General features: G+C 34.1%; 15 protein-coding genes. 4 read left to right on the forward strand and 11 right to left on the reverse strand.

Going from position 1 to position 17,612, the window contains the following annotated elements; genetic code table 11:
- Positions 1-11: 11 nt before the first annotated feature.
- From ACHRVZ_RS16735 to moaA, 3 genes are read left to right on the forward strand one after another with little or no spacing between them, the layout of a single operon-like run.
- Complete coding sequence (locus ACHRVZ_RS16735) at positions 12-449, forward strand: molybdenum cofactor biosynthesis protein MoaE (RefSeq protein WP_395424032.1); 438 nt, start codon at positions 12-14, stop codon at positions 447-449.
- The gene (moaCB, locus tag ACHRVZ_RS16740; protein WP_395424152.1) at positions 442-1,356 is read left to right on the forward strand and encodes a bifunctional molybdenum cofactor biosynthesis protein MoaC/MoaB; all 915 of its coding nucleotides are present in this window, start codon (positions 442-444) and stop codon (positions 1,354-1,356) included. The genes ACHRVZ_RS16735 and moaCB overlap by 8 nt, the downstream gene beginning before the upstream one ends.
- Complete coding sequence (gene moaA, locus ACHRVZ_RS16745) at positions 1,343-2,350, forward strand: GTP 3',8-cyclase MoaA (RefSeq protein ID WP_395424033.1); 1,008 nt, start codon at positions 1,343-1,345, stop codon at positions 2,348-2,350. The genes moaCB and moaA overlap by 14 nt, the downstream gene beginning before the upstream one ends.
- A 211-nt stretch (positions 2,351-2,561) precedes the next feature.
- Here moaA and ACHRVZ_RS16750 read toward each other — a convergent pair whose 3' ends face one another.
- From ACHRVZ_RS16750 to ACHRVZ_RS16760, 3 genes are all read right to left on the reverse strand, one after another.
- Positions 2,562-3,227, reverse strand: coding sequence for a hypothetical protein (locus ACHRVZ_RS16750; protein WP_395424034.1), 666 nt, complete (start codon positions 3,225-3,227; stop codon positions 2,562-2,564).
- Between the two features lie 228 nt (positions 3,228-3,455).
- On the reverse strand, positions 3,456-4,886 hold the full coding sequence (locus ACHRVZ_RS16755) for a rubredoxin (protein ID WP_395424035.1): 1,431 nt from the start codon (positions 4,884-4,886) through the stop codon (positions 3,456-3,458).
- Positions 4,887-5,122: 236 nt separating this feature from the next.
- Complete coding sequence (locus ACHRVZ_RS16760) at positions 5,123-8,641, reverse strand: molybdopterin-dependent oxidoreductase (protein ID WP_395424036.1); 3,519 nt, start codon at positions 8,639-8,641, stop codon at positions 5,123-5,125.
- A 185-nt stretch (positions 8,642-8,826) separates the two neighbouring features.
- On the opposite strand from ACHRVZ_RS16760, the gene ACHRVZ_RS16765 reads away from it, so the two are divergent.
- Positions 8,827-9,531, forward strand: coding sequence for a Crp/Fnr family transcriptional regulator (locus tag ACHRVZ_RS16765; protein ID WP_395424037.1), 705 nt, complete (start codon positions 8,827-8,829; stop codon positions 9,529-9,531).
- Positions 9,532-9,560: 29 nt separating this feature from the next.
- Here ACHRVZ_RS16765 and ACHRVZ_RS16770 read toward each other — a convergent pair whose 3' ends face one another.
- The 8 genes from ACHRVZ_RS16770 to ACHRVZ_RS16805 all read right to left on the reverse strand — a co-directional run bounded on the left by ACHRVZ_RS16770 (position 9,561) and on the right by ACHRVZ_RS16805 (position 17,606).
- The gene (locus ACHRVZ_RS16770; protein WP_395424038.1) at positions 9,561-9,878 is read right to left on the reverse strand and encodes a type II toxin-antitoxin system RelE/ParE family toxin; all 318 of its coding nucleotides are present in this window, start codon (positions 9,876-9,878) and stop codon (positions 9,561-9,563) included.
- Positions 9,878-10,114: a hypothetical protein gene (locus ACHRVZ_RS16775; protein ID WP_395424039.1), complete on the reverse strand. Its 237-nt coding sequence runs from the start codon at positions 10,112-10,114 to the stop codon at positions 9,878-9,880. The genes ACHRVZ_RS16770 and ACHRVZ_RS16775 overlap by 1 nt, the downstream gene beginning before the upstream one ends.
- A 119-nt stretch (positions 10,115-10,233) precedes the next feature.
- A complete protein-coding gene (locus tag ACHRVZ_RS16780) occupies positions 10,234-10,854 on the reverse strand; it encodes a class I SAM-dependent methyltransferase (RefSeq protein WP_395424040.1) in 621 nt (206 codons plus the stop codon).
- 2 nt (positions 10,855-10,856) lie between these two features.
- Entirely contained in the window at positions 10,857-11,570 is a 714-nt protein-coding gene (locus tag ACHRVZ_RS16785) for an endonuclease/exonuclease/phosphatase family protein (RefSeq protein WP_395424041.1), read from the reverse strand.
- 172 nt (positions 11,571-11,742) lie between these two features.
- On the reverse strand, positions 11,743-13,005 hold the full coding sequence (locus tag ACHRVZ_RS16790) for an alginate export family protein (RefSeq protein ID WP_395424042.1): 1,263 nt from the start codon (positions 13,003-13,005) through the stop codon (positions 11,743-11,745).
- Between the two features lie 102 nt (positions 13,006-13,107).
- Positions 13,108-14,586 carry a nitrate/nitrite transporter gene (locus ACHRVZ_RS16795; protein ID WP_395424043.1) on the reverse strand — a complete coding sequence of 493 codons (1,479 nt, stop codon included), beginning with the start codon at positions 14,584-14,586 and terminating at the stop codon, positions 13,108-13,110.
- 97 nt (positions 14,587-14,683) lie between these two features.
- A complete protein-coding gene (locus ACHRVZ_RS16800) occupies positions 14,684-15,343 on the reverse strand; it encodes a response regulator (RefSeq protein ID WP_395424044.1) in 660 nt (219 codons plus the stop codon).
- Between the two features lie 457 nt (positions 15,344-15,800).
- Positions 15,801-17,606: an ATP-binding protein gene (locus ACHRVZ_RS16805; protein ID WP_395424045.1), complete on the reverse strand. Its 1,806-nt coding sequence runs from the start codon at positions 17,604-17,606 to the stop codon at positions 15,801-15,803.
- Between the last annotated feature and the right edge of the window lie 6 nt (positions 17,607-17,612).

The raw sequence follows: 17,612 nt of genomic DNA on the forward strand, positions 1-17,612 counted from the left end.
CATAGAAAAAAATGAGTAAAAATGTATTTGTAGAAGGACCAATTGCTCCTGAATTTATCGCCGAGTCAATCGCTAAACATCAATCAAAACATACAATTGGCGCGCACAATATTTTTTTAGGACAAGTTCGTGCCGATGTAATTCACGACAATACAGTTGTCGCTATTGATTATTCGGCTTATACTGATATGGCAAACGAAGCTTTGCATGCAATTCGAGAAAAAGCTTTTGCTAAATTCGATTTAACCTGTATGCATATTTATCATAGTTTAGGAGTTGTAAAAGCAGGCGAAATTTGTTTGTTTGTATTTGTTTCAGCTACGCGACGCAAACAAGTTTATGAAGCGACAGAAGCTATTGTAAACTGGATAAAAACTGATGTACCAATTTTTGGTAAAGAAATGTTTGAAAACGATACATTCACCTGGAAACAAAACAATAATGGTTGATATTACGCATAAAATAAACACATTAAGAGCAGCGACGGCCACAGCGATTGTAAAAGTTAGTAAACAAGAGACAATTGATGCGGTGGTGAATAATCTGGTTCCGAAAGGAAATGTTTTTGAGATGGCAAAAACAGCTGGATTATTTGCTGTAAAAAACACACATTTGTCAATTCCGGATTGTCACCCAATTCCAATTGAATTTACGTCGGTAGAATATAAAATTGAAGACTTGACGATTGAAATTATTTTCAATGTAAAAACAGTTTACAAAACCGGAGTTGAGGTTGAAGCGATGCATGGAGCGTCAATTGTTGCGCTGACGATGTACGATATGCTGAAACCAATTGATAAAGAAATCGAAATTTCAACAATCAAATTAATCAATAAAGAAGGCGGAAAATCTTCTTTCAGAAATAAATTCCCGAATGTAATAAAAGCGGCAGTTTTTGTTTGTTCCGATTCGATTTTTGCTGGAGACAAAGAAGATCGCTCTGGGAAAATCATCGTCGAAAAACTGAATGACTGCGGTGTCGAAACAGCACATTACGAAATCATTCCTGATGAAATTGATATTATTCAGGAAAGAACTAAAGCTTTTGCAAAAGGACATCAATTGGTGATTTTTACGGGCGGAACAGGATTATCGCCAAGAGATGTTACGCCAGAAGCATTGTCGCCATTGTTGGAAAGTAGAATTCCGGGAATCGAAGAAGCCATTCGCAATTATGGTCAACAGCGAATGCCATATGCGATGTTATCCAGAACGGTTGCGGGAACATTAGGAAAAAGTTTGGTTTTGGCTTTGCCGGGATCAACCAACGGAGCCAGAGAATCTATGGACGCTGTTTTTCCGCATGTGATGCACGTTTTTCATATTTTAAAAGGTAAAAATCATGACACCCTCTAAAACCATTTTAACGGATGATTTTGGGCGAAAACACAATTACTTGCGTATTTCGTTGTTAGAAAAATGCAATTTGCGCTGTACATATTGCATGCCTGCTGACGGAATTGCCTTATCTCCAAAAGCCGCTTTAATGACGGCCGAAGAGATTTTTGCTATTGCTCAGACTTTCGTAGAAAATGGTGTTGACAAAATAAGATTAACGGGTGGTGAACCGCTTTTAAGAAAAGATTTTCCTGAGATTGTTTCGAAATTGAGTTCTTTGAATGTTTCGCTTTCGATCACGACAAACGGAATTTTAATTGACCGTCATATTGATGTTTTAAAGCAATTTAAAATCAAAAAGATAAATTTGAGTTTAGATACTTTGGTTTCGTCTAAATTTCACACCATAACGCTTCGAAATCAATTTGAAAAAGTAATTGATAATTTGCATTTGCTTTTGAATAATGATTTTCAGGTAAAAGTAAATGTGGTTTTGATGAAAGGTTTCAATGAAAATGAAATTGTAGATTTTGTCAAATTAACTCAGTTTTTGCCTATTTCTGTAAGGTTTATTGAATTTATGCCTTTTGCAGGAAACGAGTGGGACAGAAGTAAAATGGTTTCGCAAAAAGAGATTTTATCTTTGGTGGAAAATAATTTTTCATCAGAAGAAATTCAAAAATTAGAAGACGAAAAAAATTTCACCGCTAGAACGTATAAAATAAACAGTTTTCAAGGCGATTTCGGAATTATAAGCTCAATTACAAATCCGTTTTGTGATGGGTGCAATAGAATTCGTCTGACTGCAAATGGAAAAATAAAGAATTGCCTTTTCTCTAATTCAGAAACTGACTTACTGACACCTTTTAGAAATGGCGAATCGATCACGAATTTAATTTTTGATTCCATAAAAAATAAAAAGAAAGTCAGAGCCGGAATGGTATCTATTAAAGAAATGGACGATCCCGCCTTGCATTTTGATAATCGCAGTATGATTGCGATTGGGGGATGAGTTTACGTATGATCGCACAGTTTTGTCATTTCGACGAAAGAGAAATCACACTAGAAACTCCGCAAAGAAAAACGCCAATCTGTGTCGATTTACGAGTGCGATTTACTTCGTCTGTTCGCTATCGCTCGGGTCTCCTTCGTCGAAATGACATACTAGACGATAAATTTAGAGACAAAAAAAAGGTTCAACTTAAAGTCAAACCTTTCTGATATTATTTTTTCTTTTTAGCCTTAGATTTTTTTTGAGACTTCGCTTTCTTTTTGGCTATTTTTTTAGCTTTCGCTTTTTCCTTCGCCTTTTTAGCTTTTTCTTTTTTCTTAGCTTTCGCTTTTTGTTTTGCTTTTTTAGCTTTTTCTTTCTTTTTATCGTTTTTAGCTTTTTCTTTTTTCTTAGCTAATTTCTTTTTCTCTTTTTCCTTTTCCTTTTCTTTCATTTTTTTCTTCTTTTTATCCGCTGATTTATCTTTTGTATTTTCTTCTTTTAAATCTGTTTTAGCTGCCTTGCTTTCTTTTGGTTCTATAATTTCCTTTATAACTTCAGGTTTTATAGTCGGAATGGCTACTTTTTTTACTGGAGTACTTTTTGCTGCTGGTTTCGCCGTAGTTGTTGCTTTTGCGGGAACTTTTGGCACAGCTGTTGCCGCTGCTTTTACAGTTGTCGATGCAGCAGGTTTTATTGGCGTTTTTGTAGTCGCTGGTTTTGCAGTTGTTGGCGCAGCCGGTTTTGCAGCAGTTGTTGTTTTTACCGGTGCTGGCTTACGAACGGGTGTTTTTGCAGGAGTATTTGCAGGTTTTGCCGCCTCTGTGGCTGGTTGCTTAATTTCTGGTTTTGGAGAATCTATATTCTCAAGATTCGTATCTGTGGCTTTGTTTTCCATATAATAAATTTGCTTTTAGATGAGTACATTGTCAACAATGTAACTAAATTGTTAATTTACAGTTAAGTAAATATAATCAATAAACAAATGCGCCAATGTTAAGCTTTTAGTTAAATTTTACAATTAAATAACTGATTATTAATTTGTTAATAATTTAGTGTAATTTAAAAATTCAAATCTCTTAACAATTATATTTTGAAATGCGTCGATATCGATTTGTAAGTGATTTTAGTTTTCGACAACTTCTAAAATCTTAAAATTACTCTTCGGCGCTTCGCACAAAGAACAACAATACGTTTCAGCTAAATCTGTAAATGAAATGCCTTTTGGAATTCCCTGCGATTCGTCACCGTATTCAGAATTATATAGTGTTAGACATTCCTGACATTGGTAAATATCCAATTGTGGTTTTTCTTTTTTCTGTAGATTTTCTGTAGTTTCGGGAACAGAATTTCCGAGCTCATCGAAATATTTCCGACTCAATTCAATTAAAATTGTTGGCAATTCGAGCTTGTCAATATCTTGCGAATGCACTATATATTCTCTCGTATTTGGATCGAAATTCTTTGCAAATAAAACATTGTAAGTATCTCGGATTTTAATTGATTCTAAAGCTGGCGGCAGCTCATTTTTTTCGACAACAATCGAAGTGAAATAATGTCCGTCACGGTTGTATTCAGATATGCCAAAAGTTAAGCCATATGTGCTAATATCAAATTGATCGAGCGTGCGAACGAGAAAGGTTTTAAGGTTCAAAGCCCATTCCATTGCAACTGGTAAATGCCAGTTGAGTTCTAACAAAGAATGACGGACGTTGATTCCTTTTTTACCCAAGAATTTTTCCCACTCCAGTTTTCGATCTTTTGGAATTCCTTTTACAATAAATGATTTCCAGGGCGTAATACATATTTTCCCGATTTTACAATCAAAGCATAAATCACACATTTCCTTTAGAAAATCTAAATTGTACAAGTTATTCCTCCAATATAATCCCAGCCAGTATTGATCAATTCCCATACGGTTCATTCCTTCGTAATATGGAAAAGGGTAAAACGGAATGTTCAACGGTTTGTCAATTGTTCGGTTGTTTGTATCCAGAGTTTCGCTAACAAGCGCAAATATCATATCGATTCCAATAGATTCTTCAGCCGTTATTTTTTCGATTTCGTAGTAAAATTTCGCAATGTCCCAACTGTAAATTAAAATGGGATACATTTCCATGCGTTCCCATTTTGGCAAACGAATGTATAAATACCAGTAATCTTCATGCTCTGAGGCAATAAAATTAAGATGCCCTGTAAATAACGGAACCAATTGTTGTTTTGGGTCGTTGATGTTTACTTTGAGTTTTGGCTGCTCTTTAAATTGTTCTAAAATATATAAGAATTTGTTACCCGTAAGCCAATTGGTATTTCTGAAAATATCAGTTGAAACATAGGAAGAAACAATGTTGTTACCGCTTTTTTCTTCCGGAAATACAAAATGATGTTTCCCTAATTTTTCTTTATCTAAAGATTTAAATCCGTTTGGAAAAATAATGTCTTGTCTTGAACCAAATGAAATTGAATCTAAGCCTTGTTCCATTGCCATATTGACAACTTCTCGCAGTTCACCTGGTGAAATAACGCCTCCTTTTACTATTAATCTTGTTAGTTCCATTATCTTTTTTTGTTTCAGGTTTTTACTTTTTGTTTTAGTTTTTTTTGTTTCAGGTTTCAAGTTTTACTTTGTCCATAATCTTTGTGTAGACAAAGTATTGTCATTTCGACGTAAGGAGAAATCACACTCGTAAATCGACAAAGATTGACAACTTTCTGTGCGGAGTTTCTAGTGTGATTTCTCCTTACGTCGAAATGACAAACAATCCAACAACTTGAAACCTGAAACAAAGTAAACTAAACTTTACACTTAGCAAGTATCTCTTTAACCTCTGTTTTACAACTTCCGCAGCCTAATCCTGCACCGGTGTTTTTACATAAATCCGTAAAGTTATTGACACCGCTTTTAATCGTTTCTTCTATATTTCCGGCTCCAACCTGACTGCAGGAACATACTAATTTTCCTAAAACAGGTTTTGCATTTGAGCTTCCTCTTAATAATGTGTTTCGTTTATCTGATAATTCGATTTTGCTTTCGATCATCGTTTTAAACTCGGCAAATTCATTTTTATCACCCATTAAAATGGCACCGACAAGCAAATCATCTTTTACAATGCATTTTTTGTAGTAGCGTTTTTTGAGATCGGCAAAAACAATTTCTTCGTAAGAATCATCGTTTTCAGGAATCGTTAGATCACCAATACTGCACAAATTAATGTCTTCAAGTTTCAGAATATTCATTAAGATCGAACCTTTGTAAAAACTGCTGATATCGCCCGCTAAAAAATTCGCCAGAATGTCGGCTTGTTCTTCTGCTGCCGATGTGATTCCGAATAGTTTATTATTGAATTCAGCGATTTCTCCAATGGCATAAATATCAGGATTTGACGATTGTAAATACTGATTTACTTTTACGCCACGACCACAAGCAAGGCCTGTTTCGCGGGCGATTTCGATATTCGGAATTGTTCCAATAGTATATACGATAGCATTAGCAGTAATGATTCTGCCACTTTTTAAAGCAATTTCTATTTCATTTTCATTATCAGTTTCAAAAACAGTACTTACTTCATTATCAAAATAAATTTGAATATCACGAAGCTGAACTTCTTCGGCTAATAATTTACTTGAAATTCGGTCAAGCTGACGTTCCATCAAACGTGAAGCTCGCTGAATTATGGTTGTTTTTACTTTTTTATGTTTTAAAGCAGCTGCCAATTCTAAACCTAATAAACCACCGCCTATAATAACAACGTGTTGTTCTTCGGGAGGTAAATTAGTGCTGTCGAGATGTTTTTTTAAGCGATCAGCATCTTCTTTTCGTCTTACGGTAAAACGACCGGGAAGATGAAGTTGAGCATTTTCAGGAATAAAAGGACGGCTTCCGGTTGCGAGAATCAAAGAATCATAAGTATGAGTTTCGCCCAGACTATCTATAATTGTTTTTTTAGCTGCATCTATTTTATCAATTGCTACGCCGGCTTTCATGGTGATTTTTAGCTTATTTAAAGCTTCACCATCTTTTACTTTTAATAATTGTTCCCAAGAAAATTCGCCAGTCATATATTCCGGCAGTAACACACGATTGTAAAACGGATTAACTTCATTCGAGAAAACGATTATTTCATCGGTTTGATTGAATTCACGATAATTTTGAATGAATCTGAAAGAAGCTGCTCCAGCACCAACAAGAACTATTTTTTGAAATGGTTTTACATATTTTGCAATGTTAACCGTAGTATATTTAAAATCGGGTTCTTTTGAAACCGGATCGACAACCGTATTGGTTAAATTATTGGTTCGGTTCAAGTCATTTTCGAGTTGTTTTCCCCAATGCATCGGCAGAAAAACTACTTTTTCTTTGATCGAATCAGTCACTTTTGCTTTTACCCGAACTTCTCCATTTTTACTGGAAACTACGACAATATCGCCGTTTTTTATATCATTTTTAAAAGCATCAATCGGATTAATTTCTAAAACCGGACTTGGTGTATGTGTCATCAATCTGGAGACTTTTCCGGTTTTGGTCATTGTATGCCATTGATCGCGAACTCTTCCTGTGGTTAGAATAAAAGGAAATTGTGGACTTGGCTGCTCTGATGTATTTTCAATATGCGTTGGTAAATTGAAAATAGCTTTTTGTGATGGCGTATAGAATTTTTTATCGGTAAAAAGGCGAGGAGTTCCTTGATGTCCATAATCAGGAACCGGCCATTGAAAAGTGCCTTCGGTTTTTAAACGATGATAGTTTAAAAATGAAATATCGATGTTGGTATTTTTCGTTAGCGCGCAATGTTCTTTGTAAATCTCTTCGGCACTATTAAAATTAAAACCATTGAAATTCATTTTTTTAGCAAAACGAATTAAAATTTCAATATCAGGAAGTGCTTCTCCGGGAGCATTTATTCCTTTAGGTAAATACGAAATACGACGCTCAGAATTCGTCATAGTGCCTTCTTTTTCTAACCAACCAGCGGCGGGTAATAATAAATCGGCATATTTTGATGTATCTGCATTATGCGAAATATCCTGAACAACAACGAATTTGGCATTTTGCAAAGCTTTTTCGATACGTCGCGAATCAGGTAAACTTACCATAGGATTGGTACAGATAATCCAAACGGCTTTCATTTCTCCAGATTCTAAAGCTTCGAACATTTCAGTAGCCGTTAAACCAGGTTTGTCTGATATTTCATCAACTCCCCAAAAATCAGCGACTTCTTTACGATGTTCCGGATTTGCAATGTCTTTGTGTGCGGCCAATAAAGTTGCCATTCCGCCCACTTCTCGTCCACCCATTGCATTCGGTTGTCCAGTTAATGAGAAAGGACCTGAACCGGGTTTTCCAATTTGTCCTGTTAATAAAGATAAATTCAGTAAAGCCGTATTTTTATCAACTCCAACGGCACTTTGGTTCAATCCCATCGCCCAAAGCGAAATAAACCCTTTCGCTTTTCCGATAATATCTGCAGCAATTTTAATATCGTTTACAGAAATTCCGCAAAGTTTAGAAGCTTTTTCAAAAGAGGTATTTAAAACTAAGTCTTTATATTGTTTGAAGTTTTCGGCATGATTTTTTACAAAATCGTGATCGACATAACCTTTTTCGATGATTCGTTTGGCAATCGCATGATACAAAATAATATCAGTTCCGGGAAGAATCTGCAAATGCAAATCGGCGAAAGCAGCTGTATCTGTTCGTCTCGGATCAATAACAATGATTTTTATTTTCGGATTTTTCTCTTTGTGTTTTTCAATTCTTCTAAATAAAATGGGATGACACCAAGCAGGGTTTGCGCCTGTAATCAGGAAAGTATCTGCTAATTCGATATCATCATAAGCAATTGGCACAGAATCTTCGCCAAAAGTCTTTTTATAACCCACAACTGCAGAGCTCATGCAAAGTCGGGAATTGGTATCGATATTATTGGTTTTCAAAAAGCCTTTTACGAGTTTGTTTACCAAATAATATTCCTCGGTTAAACATTGGCCAGAAATATAAAAACCAACGCTATCAGGTCCGTGTTTTTTTATAATAGAAGTAAAAACTGCAGCAGCGCGATCAAGTGCAGTATCCCAGCTCACACGCTCTAAAGGATAAGATTTGCTGCCGCGCATTTCAGGATATAAAATCCTGTCCGAAGTATCATTGGCAACGTAATGCAAATTCATTCCTTTAGAACACAACATTCCTTTGTTTACCGGATGGTCTTTGTCGCCAGTTACCATCACACCGTTTTTTGCATCATTGGTGACGATAATCCCGCAGCCAACGCCACAATAAGAACAGGTAGTTTTGATTTTGGTATTTTGCATTGCAACTGTTTTTTGAATACTACTATATTGATTCTTCTTGGATTCTAAATAATTCACTTATTTAGTTCTATACAAAAATAAGTATTTATACGTAAAAATACTTATTTTTAGAATTTATTTTTCTACTTTTGATAAAAATAAACAAGGAACAGCAAATTAGTTTTAAATGCATAAAATTAGAACTCATGAAAGAAGAACAACCTATTTGTTATACCTGTATCAATGAAAATTGTTTTATTAAGAAACATTTGCACTTAGAGCAAATGAGACAATTTATTTTGAAGAAGAATAGCTTTGTCAGTAAAAAATCGGATCAATTTATTACTGAAGGCGCTCCATTACAGGGACTTTATTTTATTTGCAGCGGAAAAGTAAAAACGGTGAAAACGGGTATAAACGGTCGGGAACAAATTGTTCGCTTAACGAAAAATGGAGATACAATTGGTTTCCGTGGATTTGGAACTTCAAAACGTTATTTAATTGGTGCTTATGCCCTTGAAGATACCGTTTTATGCAATTTTAGTAATGAAACGATGTTAGAAATCCTGCAAAATGTTCCTGAATTTACGTACGCTTTAATGCTATTTTATGCTGATGAACTTAACAAAAGCGAAAATAACATTCGAAAAATTGCGCACATGAATGTTCGTGAACGTGTGATTGATTTGTTGTTGTATATCCATCGCAAATTTGGACAAATAGACGGTTTAATTGATATTGAACTCTCTAGAAAAGAAATCGCTGATTTTGCCGGAACGACTGAAGAACAAGCCATCCGAATACTTTCAAGTCTTAAAAAAGAAATGCTAATTAAAACTGTCGGAAAAAGAATTGGAATTTTGGCTATTCCTGAGTTACGAGCTGAAATTATGGAACATAAATATTTTTAAATTCTTAATAAGTATTATTACTTATTAAACTATTTCGTGCGTTTGATTTTTAACGGATTTTGTCTTGTATCAAAAACATCAGCAATTTTAATTCGCTTATTTTCTATGTCAATACAGTAAATAATTTTGTAATTATTGCAAATTAAATAATAATACTTGTTTTCTCTATCAATTAAAAGATCCTCAATTTGAGTAGAAAATGTATTACTTGTGAGTTTGTTTGGTTCAGAAATTATTTCTTTGATGATTTTTTTAGCGACTCTAATTCCAGCTTTTTGAAGATAATAATCGTATATTTTATCAATTTGATTCTCTGCAAATTGTGACCAAGTAATTTTTAATTTCATTACTTATATTTTTCTAAAAGTTCAGAGGTACTTTTGTATCTGCCATTTTTGAAATCATCTTCGGATTGGTCTATTCTGTTGTTGAATTCTTCAATAGACATTGGTTTAAAAAAGTTATCCTCATCAACATCTTTTTTGTTTCTGTTTAATAAATTTTCAAGTTGAGAAATAACTTCTTCGCTTTGAATTTTTAAAAACTCTTGTACAAATTCTATTTTTCTAGTTTGTAAATCCATCACATTCAATATTTTTCCAAATTTACGAATTATCTTCCAAGGGAATGTTTTTTTGAGGTATTTTTTAAAAGAGCCAATTGTAGAGACGCACTGCAGTGCGCCTCCACGTCGTGTATAATTTACTTTTTTGTGCCAACAAATCGAATTACAGAACCTTTTCCGTTATGGAATAAACCTTCGTTTAATTCGATTTCTTTTTCTTCTAATTCGATGATTTCATAATTAGGAAAATCGGCTTGAATTTCTTCAATCGAAAATAAAGATTCAATGTCTTTTGGACCGCCAACTTTATCGTTTATAGCAAGATATTCTAAGTGTTTTTTGCTGAAAGCTTCAAAAATAATAATACCATCTTTACGCAAATAAGTTTCAAGTGTTTTATGAAGTGATGATTTTATCTCTGCTGGAAAATGAGCGTAAATCAACGCAATAGCATCAAATTGTTCTGGTTGATAATTTAATGTTTCTAATTCTCCAACCTTGTAATCAATAGTTACATTATTGGCTTCAGCAAGTTTGATGGCTTTGTTTTTTCCTTCTTCACTTATATCAAAAGCGGAAACTTTCCAACCTAATTTGGCTGCAAAAACTGCATTTCTTCCTTCGCCTTCTGCGGGAAAAAGGATTGTTCCGGGGTTTAATTTTTCTATTTGTTCTTTCAAGTAATTGTTGGGCTCTTCGCCGTACGCAAATTCTTCATTGCTGTAGCGGTCGTCCCATCTTTGAGTCCAGTTGTTCATAGTTATATATTAAATTTAATTATTAAAGGTTTGTGATCACTGTGCATTGTCCAATCTTGATAAGTTCCAACTTCGACACTTTCTAAAATATTTATAAAATCATTTGAAGCAAAACAATAATCAAGATGATACGGTTTGTTTTCGTGACGGTACATATATAAAGTGGGATGTTCTTCTTTCCCTTGCGTTTGATTGTAATATTTATGGTAGGTACTGAAAATATTCTTTTCGGCTAATGTATTGACAACCGTTGTATGATTTCCTTCGCGACGTGGTTTGTCCCAAATTGTATTGCTGTTGAAATCTCCAATTAAAATCGTTTTGTTTTCTGAGAGTAAATCTTCGTAATAATTAATCGCTTTCCAAACCTGCGTTACATAAGCGCCGTCTTTATCTGAAGGATTATTTGCCCAAATAGCAAATAGAGTAAAATCAACTTTTCCGCCAGTTACAGCGATTGGTAAAATATTTTTGAAATCAGGATTATGACAATCCATCAATCGAAATCGATAATCGCTATAAGAAAATATTCCAAGTCCTTTATTCGGATTTGTTCCGTACCAAAGAATATCCGTTGGTAATTTTGTATCGCTGGGAAATTTGAGTTTTTCAGGATTTTCACACTCAGAAATTACAACAATATCAGGATTGAAAGCCAGAATAAGTTCCGCTTTTTTTCTGAATGCCATATTGCAATTCCAGGCTATGATTTTCATTTGGGTAATGATTTACAACAAATCAATAGAATAATTATTCCTAAAGAAAATAATATACGATTCATATATATTGTAATTTATTCAATAAAAATACAATATCAATTCATATAAAAAAAATACCCTTTCTCAATTTTGAAAAAGGGTAAAATATTAAAGTTGATGTGAAAAATACCTATTTCTTCCAACTAAAAATTCTAGGATTTACAGAAATCATTAACCATGCCCAGTTGTTGGTATGTCCTGCATATCCGGGAGATTTTAAAAATTCTAAAGTTTTTGTGCCAAACATTTGAGAATAACCTCCAGTTAAGGTAATGTCTTTTTTGAAATTAAATCCGGCTGTAAAGTCAACCTCAGTTCCTAAGTAAGGATCAAGCTCTTCGTTCGCAGCATTAATTACTTTGTTTGGTGCCGAAAAAACATGCGGAATCAAAGCAAATTGCCATTTTTTAATATTGTAATTCAACTTTAAATAAGCATCTTGTAAACCAACACTGTTTAAGTGATTGCCTACATAAAAATAATCCATATAGCCATTAAAAGCATGATTAGTACCGAATATTGGGTTGAATGATTTGATCACTGTGCTTCCGTCATTCATGTCTTTTCCAGATAGAAATTCATAACCTAAACCAGCTTTAAACGAGTCGGTTATATTGTGTCCAAAAGCAGCTCCGACATACCAAGCGCTCACACTTTTATCAGTACTTTTTCCGGTTTGACCGTAGAAACTAAGATTACTATCGATTTTTTTGGTTTTATAAGTCAGGTAAGTTCCAAAAGTTTGTTTGTAATCTACCAATAATTTAGCAGCTGTATTGGCGTATTCATAACCGGTATTCAGCATTAATAAACTCACGCCCAATTTGTCAAAACTGGTATGATACCAAGCATATTGCATCGCTTTGTAATTAGCAACGATATATGGAGTTTGAAAAGTATTTTCGGCATTTGAGTTGTAAGCTGCTCCCATATCTAATTGATGGTTTTTAGGATGAAAGCTAACCATTAACGCATCATGACTTTGTCCTTGTTGCGCCCAGTCTATTTCGCCCATAATGCGCTGATTGTCGTACGATAATACTTGTCGTCCCATTCTGGCACTCCATTTTTCAGTAAGATTGTATTGCGCCCAAGCTTCAAAAATGGCTACTCCGTTTTTATCTGCTGTTGTTGTAGTTGGAACATCACCCCAGGTTCGGGTATTTTGAAAAGTCAATTTTACAGTCAGTTCATCTTGTTTGTAATTGAAATTTAATCTTGAACGCTGAGAGATTTGCGAAGTTCCTTCCTGGCCTTCAGGTAAAAGCGTTTTGTAACCGTTTCGATATTCAAAGCGGGGTCTTATCTGTAAATTTACATCTAATTCTTGTGCCTGAATATTATAACTTATTCCTGCTAAAAGCATTAAAATGGCTGTTTTTAATTTTTTCATAATTTGGTTGGTTTAAACAAGATGTTAAATTAGAAGAAAAGTATTTTTTGGGGAATGATAATAATCATATTTCCTTACTAATTTTTAAGCTTTTAAAAGGAACTATTGTCTGTCTATTACTTTGGCTAAAACAGGTTGTTTTTCATTCATAATTTTGGTGATAGTGTAGTGCATCCAAATCAAACAAATTGCTGAAAGCAGTAAAATAAAAATCCATGAACTTGACCAGATTCCTGTGGCTGTTAATAAATATCCAAAGATAATTGGCCCAAAGAAACCGCCTAAACCGCCAATCATTCCAACCATTCCGCCAACAACGCCAACTTCTGTCGGGAAATATTCCGGAATATGTTTGTAAACTGCCGCTTTCCCGATTCCCCATGAAATTCCAATTAAAATCACTAAAATCAGGAAAACCCACATATTGGCATCGAACTTAATTACCGTAATTCCTTTGGCTAAAAGTTCTTTTTTCTTTACGGTTTGGTTTTGTTCGACTACAACTTGCTGCCATGAAGTTTTGGTTGGAAAAATCGCATTTTCAGATTCGGTTTCTTTTTTCTGTGCAACAGCAATATCAGTATCACCAATTTTTATTTTGTCGTTAGAAACTTCCGTAATAGTTCCTTTTTTAGTTGCTAAAACGCCTGGTCCGGTTGTAGTAATTTCCATTTTCGGAATCATCAATAAAGCGCTCAAAATTACTGATGAACTCAAAACCCAGTACATGACTTTTCGGGCGCCAAATTTATCCGATAAATAACCTCCAAAAGCTCTGATAACACCAGATGGCAAGCTGAAAAGCGTAGCAAATAATCCGCCCATCACTAAACTGGTTTGATAAACGTTCATGAAATTGGGTAATAACCATTGTGAATAGGCAACGAAACATCCAAAAACTAAAAAGTAATAGGCTCCAAAACGCCAAACTCTGGCAGATTTTAAAGATTGAAGCATTTGCGAAACCGTTTTGGTATTGTTTTCTATTTTTTTGTTTGTAGCAAATATTAAAAAGGCAAGTCCTATTACAACTAAAGCAATGGCATAAATAACGGGAAGTATTTTCCAGCCATTTTGAGGATCTTCTATAGAGAAATGATTCAATAATGAGGGCGCTAAAAAGGTAGTAATTGCGGCGCCGGCATTTCCCATTCCAAAAATTCCTAAAGCGCGACCTTGCCATTCTTTTGGATACCAAATCGAAGTATATCCAATTCCGACAGCAAAACTGGTTCCAACCATTCCAAATAAAAAGCTTAGTAAGGCAAACATAAAAAAGCTATCTGCGAAAGGCAATAAAAACAAAGGAATAGAACAGAGGAGGAGTAAAAGAACAAAAACATATTTGCCACCAAATTTGTCGGTAAGAATACCAATTGGTAAGCGCATGATTGAACCTGTTAAGATCGGAATTCCAAGAAGCCAGCCAACCTGAACGACACTCCAATGAAAAATTCCGTTATCGACTAAAAAAGTTACCAGAACTCCGTTTAATGTCCAACAGGCGAAACACACTGTGAAAGCCAATGTGTTCAAAAATAAAATCTTGTGTGATTGCGATAGTGAGTTTGTAGTTTTCATAGTACTTATAATTTTTGATAAAAATAAGTACTATAACTTAGTTAAAACCTGCTAAAACGCAGTTTATGAAAAATAATTACGTAATTATACGTAGTTTTTAGAGTAAGGAATATTCTGTTGCCTTGTTCGAAAGTTCCATTAGGTTCTTTACTTTTAGCTTTTTCATTAAGTTAAAACGGTGCACTTCGGCTGTTCGCTTACTGATTTCAAGGGCTTCAGCAATTTCTTTGTTTCCTTTTCCGGATAACAATAATGTAAGGATTTCTTTTTCTCTTTTGGTAATCATCATTTCTTCACCTAAATTTTGTTTAGGTTCTAATGAAACTGAAGAGCTGGTCAATTGGCTTATTAAGATAGAAGAAATGTCTCCGCTAAAATACTTTCCGCCTGCGGCAACAGTATGCAATGCTTTTAAGAATTCTTCTTTGCTTGAACCTTTTAGTAAATAACCATCGGCACCCGCTTTGATAGATTTCAATACGTATTCTTCAGATTCATGCATCGAAAGCATAATAATTTTCACATTGTTATTATCACTTCTAAGTTTTTCTACTACTTCAATACCTGTTAAGTTAGGCATACGAATATCTACTATAAGTAAATCAGGTTTGCTGGCTTCAACCACTTCAAGAGCATCGGTTCCATCTATAGCTTCACCTACAACCTCAATGTTTGCTTCGTTTTCCAGTAATGATTTTATTCCATCTCTTACAAAAACATGGTCATCTGCCAGAACTACTCGAATAATATTACTCATGGTTTACTTAATTTTTTTCTGAATTTTTACGTATATTCATCTATAATGATGAGGCTAATATACGTAATTTTTGAATTTTAAAATTAGATAATTAGAAAATGTGGCAATTAGATAATTCGAGAATGTAAAAACAACGTTGTTAATCGGTTATTTTTTTGCAACAATCTTGTCATTCTGAGGAACGAAGAATCTTAATGAGTAGCTCGACAAAGATTGGTAAGTACAAAGTTGTGTTATCTTGATATAACGAGATATTGCAGTCGTAAATCGACAAAGATGATCGATTTTTTATAGCAGAGTTTCTTGTGGAGATTCTTCGTTCCTCAGAATGACAAGATTGTGGTAATTAAAGATTGTCGATTATGATTGCGGAGTTTCTAGTGCGATTTCTCCTTCGTCGAGATGACAAGATTGTGAAAACCTTTGTCAAAGTTTTGTGCGTAAATTATCTAATTAATCAAATCGGAATATTGAAGGTAATCCTTGTTCCTTCGCCAGGAATTGATTTGATAAAAACACGTCCGTTGATGTATTGGATTCTTTCTTTCATAAACAATAATCCCATTCCGGATTCGCTGTTTCGTTTTTTGTCTACAGCATGAATATCAAATCCTTTACCGTTATCATCAATAATAATGCTCAATAAAGTCTCGCTGTGCGAAAGTTGCACAATAATATGAGATGATTCGGCGTATTTTATCGCATTGTTAATCGCTTCCTGCGTTAAACGGTAAATATTAATTTCGATTAAAGAATCTAAACGCTGATCAAAATCGGTTTTATTGTAAAAGAGGATTTCTTTTCCGGTTAGTTTAGAAAGTTCCTGTGTAAGTTTTGCTAATGAAGAAACGATACCATGATCGCTCAATTCCGGAGGCATTAAGTTGAAAGTTGCCGTACGAACTCCTTTGATTATATCGAGCGATAACTTCTTTAGATACTCTATTTTTTGAGCTGATTTCTCTTTGTCTTCCAGATTAATGCTTTCTAAACTAAATTTCAAACCTGTCAACATCTGGCCAATTCCGTCATGAATTTCTTTGGCAATTCGGTTTTGTTCGTTTTCCTGGTTTTCGACAATTTTACTCGAAATTATCTTTTGTTGGTTGATTTTTTCAGTACTGTTTTCGAGATTCAAACGTTCGACTTCTCGTTGTGCTTTTTTACGTTCGGTAATATTAAAACATACGATTAAAAGCTCTAATTCGCCTTTTTTGATCATTACCGGAACCATCGATAAATCTAACCAAATCGTCTGGTTTTCTTTGTTGGTAATTTTAATTTCGCCTTGCCAGCCGCTGCGTTGTTTCTCAAAAATAATACGATCAATATTGAGTTGTTCTTTTTCATCGGTGGTTAAAACTTCAGAGAATTTTTTATTCGATGAAAATTTGGTATAATTTAAAAGTTTGGCGAATTTTTCTCCAACATGAATAATTGAACCGTCAGGAGCAATACGGCAATAAAGCAGCGTATTTTCCATGGCATAATTCAAAGATTTTAATTCTTTTACGGAGTTTTCCTTGATTTCACTTATAACTTCGGTATCGTAAGCGAGCTTAAGTGCTTTTTTTTCAGAAGCTAAGAGTTTGGCGATTAGTCTTTCAATTTTCTTATTTGTTGGTCTGAAAATAAAGAAAAATTCGAGAAGAAGAATGAGTAGCGTAAAGGCAAAAATCCAATATTCGATTTTACGTTGTTGAGTTACTTTTTCGTGCGCTTCGATATCATACTGACTTACAATTTGATTCATTTTAGAAAGAAAGATACTTTCGTTTTCTAGAATTTTTTGTACCAGTTTTTGATTGTTTTCGAAGCTGTTTTTTTGTTCTAAATTTAGGAGAAATAAGTCTGCGGCTTCCGCAATATTTGAGAAACTTGGATTTATTTCTTTATATAATTTAGAAAGAGTTTCGCTTTTTTCTTTTGGAAAAGCTAAAGTATCACTGCCATTTTCTAATGCATTTTGATTGTTTTTCCAAAGTAACAAAACACTTTTTAAATGTGCGATTTCTGGTTTTTTGGCAGTATCGACAACATAGTTTAAGATCAAAACTTCCTTGACAATTTTCTGACTCAACATTCTTTGTTTACCAGAAATATTGATGATTTTAGAATCGCTTAATTGTTGTTTTAAATTATACTGAACAAGAATCTGACTTAAAATGATGGTTATAGCAATAGTCCAAAGCGCAAAAAAATACCAACGGCGTAAATTTTTGAAAGTAATTTTATCTGCAGCTTCCTGATTGCTTTTCTTCATAAATTA

The organism is Flavobacterium sp. FlaQc-57 (genome assembly GCF_044007395.1).
Lineage (GTDB): Bacteria > Bacteroidota > Bacteroidia > Flavobacteriales > Flavobacteriaceae > Flavobacterium.